The following is a 7,176-nucleotide window of genomic DNA, read 5'->3' on the forward strand; positions in this document are numbered from 1 at the left end:
AAATTACTTTCTAATTAGTTAGAAACAGTTTCGCCGTTAGACTTGAAGAAACGAACTTTCTTGCCATCTTCGATACGGAAACCGATGCGGTCAGCTTTACCAGTAGCCGCGTTAAAGACTGCAACGTTAGAAGCATCAATTGCTGCTTCTTGTTCAACGATGCCACCTTGTTGACCAAGAGCCGGTACAGGCTTCTGGTGCTTCTTAACAAGGTTGATACCTTCAACGATAACTTTACCGGTTGCTAGAACCTTAGTTACTTTACCTTTCTTGCCTTTATCTTTACCAGCAAGAACGATTACTTCGTCATTACGACGGATTTTAGCTGCCATGTTGACGCTCCTTACAGAACTTCAGGTGCTAGTGACACAATTTTCATGAATTTCGCATTACGAAGTTCACGAGTCACAGGACCAAAGATACGTGTGCCGACTGGTTGCTCAGTAGTGTCGTTTAACAATACACAAGCATTACGGTCGAAGCGAATGACAGAACCGTCTGGACGACGAACGCCTTTACGGGTGCGAACAACTACCGCCTTCAGAACATCACCTTTTTTAACTTTACCGCGAGGAATTGCTTCTTTCACAGTAACTTTGATGATGTCGCCGATGTGTGCATAACGACGGTGTGAGCCACCCAGAACCTTAATACACATTACCTTGCGCGCGCCAGAGTTATCTGCAGCGTCAAGTGTACTTTGCATTTGGATCATTGTTAGTGCTCCGCTAAATATTAAAAACTAGACCCTCTCGGGTCGGGCTGCCTCTTTAAAGGGACGCGAATTGTACCACCCTTTTTTGTGATTGGGTAGACAAAAAATAAGCGGCCCCAAAAAAAATTTGGAGCCGCTTGATTTTCATAAAAAAAACGATTAAATCTTCGCTTTTTCTACAATGCTAACCAAAGTCCAAGACTTCATCTTAGACAGTGGACGGCACTCACGAATTTCAACAGTGTCGCCAATGCCACACTCGTTGTTTTCGTCATGTGCGTGTAGCTTAGTCGTACGCTTTACGAATTTACCGTAAATTGGGTGTTTAACCATGCGTTCGATTGCAACAACAATAGACTTGTCAGCTTTGTTGCTGATTACACGACCTTGTTGGGTACGAATTTGTTCGCTCATTATGCGCCTGCCTTCTCAGTCAAAACAGTTTTCACACGTGCGATATCACGGCGTACAGCTTTAAGAGTATGAGTTTGCTGTAGTTGACCAGTTGCAGCTTGCATGCGCAAGTTGAACTGTTCACGTAGCAAATTCAATAGCTCGGCGTTAAGCTCTTCAACGCTTTTTTCGCGTAGATCTTGTGCTTTCATCACATCACCTGCTTAGTTACAAATGTAGTTTTGAACGGCAGTTTGCGAGCCGCTAGGCGGAACGCTTCACGTGCCAACTCTTCAGGTACACCGTCCATTTCGTACATAACCTTACCAGGTTGGATTTGGGCTACCCAGTACTCAACGTTACCTTTACCCTTACCTTGACGAACTTCTAGTGGTTTTTCTGTGATAGGCTTGTCTGGGAATACACGAATCCAGATTTTACCTTGACGCTTAACGTGACGCGTCATTGCACGACGAGCCGCTTCGATCTGACGAGCAGTAAGACGACCACGACCAACAGCCTTAAGACCGAATGTGCCGAAGCTTACGTCTGTACCTTTAGCTAGACCACGGTTGCGACCAGTCTGAACCTTACGGAACTTAGTACGTTTAGGTTGTAGCATCTGTCGACTCCTTACTTACGGCCTTTGCGCTGCTTCTTAGGCTTATCGCCTTTTGGCTCTACAGCGTTAGCTGCTGGCATACCGCCTAGAATCTCACCTTTGAAGATCCAAACTTTAATGCCGATCACACCGTATTGAGTGTGAGCCGAAGAAGTTGCGTAATCAATGTCAGCACGTAGAGTGTGTAGAGGCACACGGCCTTCACGGTACCACTCAGAACGTGCGATTTCAGCGCCGCCTAGACGACCGCTTACTTCCACTTTGATACCTTTAGCGCCAAGACGCATAGCATTTTGTACCGCACGCTTCATAGCACGACGGAACATAACACGACGCTCAAGTTGAGACGCGATGCTATCAGCCACAAGTTGGCCGTCTAGCTCAGGCTTACGTACTTCAGCGATGTTAATTTGCGCTGGTACACCTGCGATTTTAGCTACAGCTGTGCGTAGCTTCTCAACGTCTTCGCCTTTCTTACCGATAACAACGCCAGGACGAGCAGTGTGAATAGTCACACGGATGCTCTTAGCTGGACGCTCGATAACGATGCGTGAAAGAGACGCTTTTGCTAGTTCCTTAGTAAGGAACTGACGTACCTTGAAGTCGCCGTCTAGGTTGTCAGCGAATTCTTTGGTGTTAGCAAACCATGTAGCATTCCAAGGCTTAACGATGCCAAGACGAATACCATTAGGATGTACTTTCTGACCCATTGCTTATCTCCTAGTCTTAAGCGTCTGCAACAACAACAGTGATGTGGCAAGAACGCTTCAAGATACGGTCCGCACGGCCTTTTGCACGAGGCATAATACGCTTCATGATTGGGCCTTCATCTACGAAGATTTTAGCGACTGATAGATCGTCGATATCTGCACCTTCGTTGTGTTCCGCATTCGCGATTGCTGATTCAAGAACTTTCTTAACTAGTACAGCAGCTTTTTTGTTGCTGAAAGTTAGTAGTTCAAGAGCTTGATCCACGTTTTTACCGCGGATTTGGTCTGCAACTAAGCGAGCTTTCTGTGGAGAAATACGAGCAAAGTTATGTTTAGCGATAGCTTCCATCATCTACTCCTTATTTCTTCTTAGCTTTCTTATCAGCAGCGTGGCCGCGATAAGTGCGAGTTGGTGCAAATTCGCCCAGCTTGTGACCGATCATTTCTTCGGTTACGAATACTGGTACGTGCTGACGACCATTATGGACAGCGATGGTCAAACCAATCATTGATGGAATGATCATTGAACGACGGGACCAAGTCTTAACAGGCTTTTTGTCTCCGCTTTCCACCGCTTTCTCTACCTTCTTCAGCAAGTGTAGGTCAATAAATGGACCTTTCTTGAGAGAACGTGGCATGGCGATTCCTCTTTATAGATTACTTGTTACGACGACGTACGATGTACTTGTCAGTGCGCTTGTTCTTACGAGTCTTAAAGCCTTTAGTTGGCTGACCCCAAGGAGATACTGGGTGACGGCCACCAGAAGTACGACCTTCACCACCACCGTGTGGGTGGTCTACCGGGTTCATTACCACACCGCGAACGGTTGGACGAACACCGCGCCAGCGGCTAGCACCAGCTTTACCTAGTTCGCGTAGCATGTGCTCAGCATTACCTACTTCACCGATAGTTGCACGGCCTTCAGATAGTACTTTGCGCATTTCACCAGAACGTAGGCGTAGAGTTACATATGCACCATCGCGAGCGATGATTTGTGCGTATGCACCTGCAGAACGAGCAATTTGTGCACCTTTACCAGGTTTCAGTTCAACACAGTGTACTGTAGAACCTACTGGGATGTTGCGCATCGGCAGAGTGTTACCTGCTTTGATAGGCGCATCAACACCAGACTGGATAGAGTCACCCGCTTGGATGCCTTTTGGTGCAATGATGTAGCGGCGCTCACCGTCTGCGTACAGAACTAGAGCGATGTTTGCGCTACGGTTTGGATCGTATTCTAGGCGCTCAACTTTCGCTGGGATGCCATCTTTAGTACGTTTGAAATCAATCAAACGATAGTGATGCTTGTGACCACCACCGATGTGACGTACTGTAATACGACCGTTGTTGTTACGACCACCGTTCTTAGAGTTTTTCTCTAGAAGTGGAGCGTAAGGCTTACCTTTGTGAAGGTCAGCGTTAACAACTTTAACTACGTGACGACGACCAGGGGAAGTCGGCTTACATTTAACAATAGCCATTGTTTAACTACTCCTGTTATTCCGCACCGCCAACGAAGTCAAGATCTTGACCTTCCGCCAGAGTCACATACGCCTTCTTAACGTCGCTGCGGCGACCTTGACGTAGACCTTGACGTTTAGTCTTACCCTTAAGAATAAGAGTATTTACAGACTTAACTTCAACTTCAAATAGCTTTTCTACAGCTGCTTTGATCTCTTTCTTAGTTGCATCTTTAGCTACTTTGAAAACGATAGTGTTCGCTTTCTCAGCTGCCATAGTTGCTTTCTCAGAGATATGAGGAGCACGTAGAACTTTTAGGATACGCTCTTCAGTGATCATGCTAGCATCTCCTCAACTTGCTTAACTGCTTCTGCAGTAATTACAACTTTGTCGAACGCGATTAGTGAAACTGGGTCGATACCAGCAACGTCACGTGCGTCAACTTTGTATAGGTTACGAGCAGCTAGGAATAGATTCTCATCTACTTCGCTAGTCACGATAAGCGCATCTGTTAGCTCAAGCTCTTTCAGCTTAGCTACAAGCTCTTTGGTTTTTGGAGCTTCTACAGAGAAGTTATCAACAACGATTAAACGCTCTTGACGAACTAGCTCAGAAAGAATGCTCTTCATAGCACCGCGGTACATTTTTTTGTTTACTTTTTGGCTGTGATCTTGTGGTTTCGCAGCAAAAGTAACACCACCTGTACGCCAGATAGGGCTACGAATTGTACCAGCACGAGCACGGCCAGTACCTTTTTGACGCCATGGCTTAGCGCCACCGCCAGATACTTCAGAACGAGTCTTTTGAGCACGAGTACCTTGACGAGCACCTGCTGCAAAAGCAACAACTACTTGGTGTACAAGAGCTTCGTTGAAGTCACGTCCGAAAGTAGTCTCGGAAACAGTTAGTGCATCAGCACCTTTAACCATCAATTCCATTACTTACTCCTAGACGTTAAGCTTTAATAGCTGGTTTTACGATCACGTTGCCGCCAGTTGCGCCTGGGACTGCACCTTTAATAAGAAGCAGATTGCGCTCAGCATCAACACGTACGATCTCTAGGTTTTGAGTCGTTACACGCTCAGCACCCATGTGACCTGCCATTTTCTTGCCTTTAAATACGCGACCTGGAGTTTGGCATTGACCAATTGAACCCGGAGCACGGTGAGACAATGAGTTACCGTGTGTCATATCTTGAGTAGCGAAGTTCCAACGCTTAACAGCGCCTTGGAAACCTTTACCCTTAGATGTGCCAGTAACGTCTACTTTTTTTACGTCGTTGAAAAGTTCTACGTTTAGCTCAGCGCCAACTTCAAACTCTTCACCGTTTTCCAAACGGAATTCCCAAAGACCGCGACCTGCTTCAACACCTGCTTTCGCAAAGTGGCCAGCTTCTGGCTTAGAAACACGGCTAGCTTTCTTAGCACCTGCAGTTACCTGGATTGCTGCATAACCGTCAGTATCAAGTGTACGTACTTGAGTTACACGGTTCGCTTCAACCTCAACAACTGTTACAGGGATAGAAACGCCTTCTTCGGTAAAAATGCGGGTCATACCCACTTTACGTCCGACTAGACCAATCATTCTTCTAATCTCCCTTAACCTAGGCTGATTTGAACATCAACGCCAGCAGCAAGATCAAGACGCATTAGAGCGTCAACAGTTTTGTCTGTTGGCTCAACGATGTCGATCAAACGCTTGTGAGTACGGATTTCGTACTGGTCACGTGCATCTTTGTTGACGTGTGGAGAGATAAGAACAGTGAAACGCTCTTTACGAGTAGGTAGTGGAATTGGACCACGAACCTGTGCGCCGGTACGCTTAGCTGTTTCAACGATTTCCGCAGTCGACTGGTCGATTAGTTTATAATCGAAAGCCTTTAGGCGGATACGAATACGTTGGTTCTGCATGAGACAGAGCTCCAATAATTAATTATTACACAAACAATATCGCCACTCATACTCGCGAAGGCGAGAGAATGCCGATTGATTTATGTGAAACCGTAGCACTCTAATTGAGCGCATTGTCAGCTAATTTTCGATTAGCCTACTATCAAAGATAGCGGGTTAATTGTATTAACTGCGAACATAAGCTGAGTCTACGTTACTAAGCGATTTACCGAGGTAATTCACTTACTCCTCTTTGCTCATTGGTTCACAACTGGCTTAACCAGTGCGACGCATTATACAGATCACAAAAAGGTATGCAAGGGGTGAAGGAAAATTAATCAGGAATGTCATTTAAAAAGGGCCCAAGCTGGTAGCTTAAGCCCAAGGAAGTCATTTTGCCTCATTAATCTTCGTCGACGAATTGTGCTTGTAAGTAGTTTTCTATACCCACTTTTTCAATTAGGCCTAATTGAGTCTCTAACCAATCGACATGTTCCTCTTCATCTTCGAGTATATCTTGGAATAGATCTCTGGAGACGAAATCGCGCGTATCTTCTGCATAAGCAATAGCATCTTTTAAATCAGGTATCGCATCCATCTCAAGTTTCAGGTCGCACTCAAGCATCTCTTTCGTGTCTTCCCCGATCATGAGCTTCCCTAAGTCTTGAAGGTTGGGTAGACCTTCCAAAAATAATATACGTTCAATAAGATTATCAGCGTGTTTCATCTCATCGATAGATTCATGATATTCCTTGTCTGCTAGGTGCTTTAGCCCCCAGTCTTTATACATTCTTGCATGAAGGAAGTATTGATTGATGGCAACGAGCTCGTTACCCAGTATTTTGTTGAGATGTTGAATGATGATTGGATCGCCTTTCATGACAAAGCCCTCCTCTTTGGCTCATTAATAACTGTAGAACCTATTGGGGAGGTGTCAAAGTGACCAGACGAAGGTCTTGAGGTTAGCTTACTTTTGCAAGCTGAAGCGTCTGTGTTTCGCTCAAGATTTCTTTAGCTTGTTTTACACACTTACCACATTGAGAGCCAAGAGAGGTGCATTTTCTGATAGTGCGCATATCGCTGATACCCTCTTCGATAGCAAGCTTACGCAATTTTTTATCAGAGATGCCGTGGCAAAGACAAACAAACATAATACAACCTTAAACAATTCACGGATATAAATATAAACGAGAATTGTTAGCATTACTAGTGCTATTTTTTGGTTAAACTGGCACCAATAAGCTAACCCACTGAACAGGAAATACATTTTAGTGCACAAAAAAAGAGGAGCCTAAGCTCCTCTTTTCGCGTTTATTGCGATTATCAACTAAATATTAGTCGAAGATCTTAGCAACAACACCAGCACCTACTGTACGGCCACCTTC

At 45.2% G+C, this 7,176-nt stretch carries 15 protein-coding genes; all 15 read right to left on the reverse strand.

Translation table 11 applies throughout. The features are described 5' to 3' along the window. Nucleotides 1-14: 14 nt before the first annotated feature. Nucleotides 15-332: a 50S ribosomal protein L24 gene (gene rplX, locus AWH66_RS10020; RefSeq protein ID WP_006075571.1), complete on the reverse strand. Its 318-nt coding sequence runs from the start codon at nucleotides 330-332 to the stop codon at nucleotides 15-17. A gap of 11 nt (nucleotides 333-343) precedes the next feature. After that, complete coding sequence (gene rplN / locus AWH66_RS10025) at nucleotides 344-715, reverse strand: 50S ribosomal protein L14 (RefSeq protein WP_006075569.1); 372 nt, start codon at nucleotides 713-715, stop codon at nucleotides 344-346. A 159-nt stretch (nucleotides 716-874) separates the two neighbouring features. Continuing rightward, the gene (gene rpsQ / locus AWH66_RS10030; RefSeq protein ID WP_063604644.1) at nucleotides 875-1,129 is read right to left on the reverse strand and encodes a 30S ribosomal protein S17; all 255 of its coding nucleotides are present in this window, start codon (nucleotides 1,127-1,129) and stop codon (nucleotides 875-877) included. Next, nucleotides 1,129-1,320 (reverse strand): 50S ribosomal protein L29, encoded by a 192-nt coding sequence (gene rpmC / locus AWH66_RS10035; protein ID WP_004410456.1) that lies wholly within the window; start codon nucleotides 1,318-1,320, stop codon nucleotides 1,129-1,131. The genes rpsQ and rpmC overlap by 1 nt, the downstream gene beginning before the upstream one ends. Beyond that, the gene (gene rplP / locus AWH66_RS10040; protein WP_006075723.1) at nucleotides 1,320-1,730 is read right to left on the reverse strand and encodes a 50S ribosomal protein L16; all 411 of its coding nucleotides are present in this window, start codon (nucleotides 1,728-1,730) and stop codon (nucleotides 1,320-1,322) included. The genes rpmC and rplP overlap by 1 nt, the downstream gene beginning before the upstream one ends. Before the next feature lie 11 nt (nucleotides 1,731-1,741). Next, nucleotides 1,742-2,440 (reverse strand): 30S ribosomal protein S3, encoded by a 699-nt coding sequence (rpsC, locus tag AWH66_RS10045; protein ID WP_006075724.1) that lies wholly within the window; start codon nucleotides 2,438-2,440, stop codon nucleotides 1,742-1,744. 16 nt (nucleotides 2,441-2,456) lie between these two features. Then, complete coding sequence (gene rplV, locus AWH66_RS10050) at nucleotides 2,457-2,789, reverse strand: 50S ribosomal protein L22 (RefSeq protein ID WP_031495620.1); 333 nt, start codon at nucleotides 2,787-2,789, stop codon at nucleotides 2,457-2,459. A 10-nt stretch (nucleotides 2,790-2,799) separates the two neighbouring features. Continuing rightward, entirely contained in the window at nucleotides 2,800-3,078 is a 279-nt protein-coding gene (rpsS, locus tag AWH66_RS10055; protein ID WP_031495622.1) for a 30S ribosomal protein S19, read from the reverse strand. A gap of 19 nt (nucleotides 3,079-3,097) precedes the next feature. Beyond that, a complete protein-coding gene (rplB, locus tag AWH66_RS10060) occupies nucleotides 3,098-3,922 on the reverse strand; it encodes a 50S ribosomal protein L2 (RefSeq protein ID WP_031495624.1) in 825 nt (274 codons plus the stop codon). Nucleotides 3,923-3,938: 16 nt separating this feature from the next. Continuing rightward, nucleotides 3,939-4,241, reverse strand: coding sequence for a 50S ribosomal protein L23 (rplW, locus tag AWH66_RS10065; RefSeq protein WP_031495626.1), 303 nt, complete (start codon nucleotides 4,239-4,241; stop codon nucleotides 3,939-3,941). After that, on the reverse strand, nucleotides 4,238-4,840 hold the full coding sequence (rplD, locus tag AWH66_RS10070) for a 50S ribosomal protein L4 (RefSeq protein ID WP_038228833.1): 603 nt from the start codon (nucleotides 4,838-4,840) through the stop codon (nucleotides 4,238-4,240). The genes rplW and rplD overlap by 4 nt, the downstream gene beginning before the upstream one ends. A gap of 16 nt (nucleotides 4,841-4,856) precedes the next feature. Continuing rightward, nucleotides 4,857-5,486, reverse strand: coding sequence for a 50S ribosomal protein L3 (rplC, locus tag AWH66_RS10075; RefSeq protein WP_063604645.1), 630 nt, complete (start codon nucleotides 5,484-5,486; stop codon nucleotides 4,857-4,859). 14 nt (nucleotides 5,487-5,500) lie between these two features. Next, nucleotides 5,501-5,812, reverse strand: a complete 312-nt coding sequence (rpsJ, locus tag AWH66_RS10080) for a 30S ribosomal protein S10 (RefSeq protein WP_031495630.1) — start codon at nucleotides 5,810-5,812, stop codon at nucleotides 5,501-5,503. Nucleotides 5,813-6,194: 382 nt separating this feature from the next. After that, the gene (gene bfr, locus AWH66_RS10085) at nucleotides 6,195-6,671 is read right to left on the reverse strand and encodes a bacterioferritin (RefSeq protein ID WP_063604646.1); all 477 of its coding nucleotides are present in this window, start codon (nucleotides 6,669-6,671) and stop codon (nucleotides 6,195-6,197) included. An 82-nt stretch (nucleotides 6,672-6,753) separates the two neighbouring features. Beyond that, nucleotides 6,754-6,942 carry a (2Fe-2S)-binding protein gene (locus AWH66_RS10090; protein ID WP_062462315.1) on the reverse strand — a complete coding sequence of 63 codons (189 nt, stop codon included), beginning with the start codon at nucleotides 6,940-6,942 and terminating at the stop codon, nucleotides 6,754-6,756. Nucleotides 6,943-7,176 lie beyond the last annotated feature (234 nt).

Source organism: Vibrio barjaei, from assembly GCF_001639065.2.
In the GTDB taxonomy this organism is placed as follows: Bacteria; Pseudomonadota; Gammaproteobacteria; order Enterobacterales; family Vibrionaceae; genus Vibrio; species Vibrio barjaei.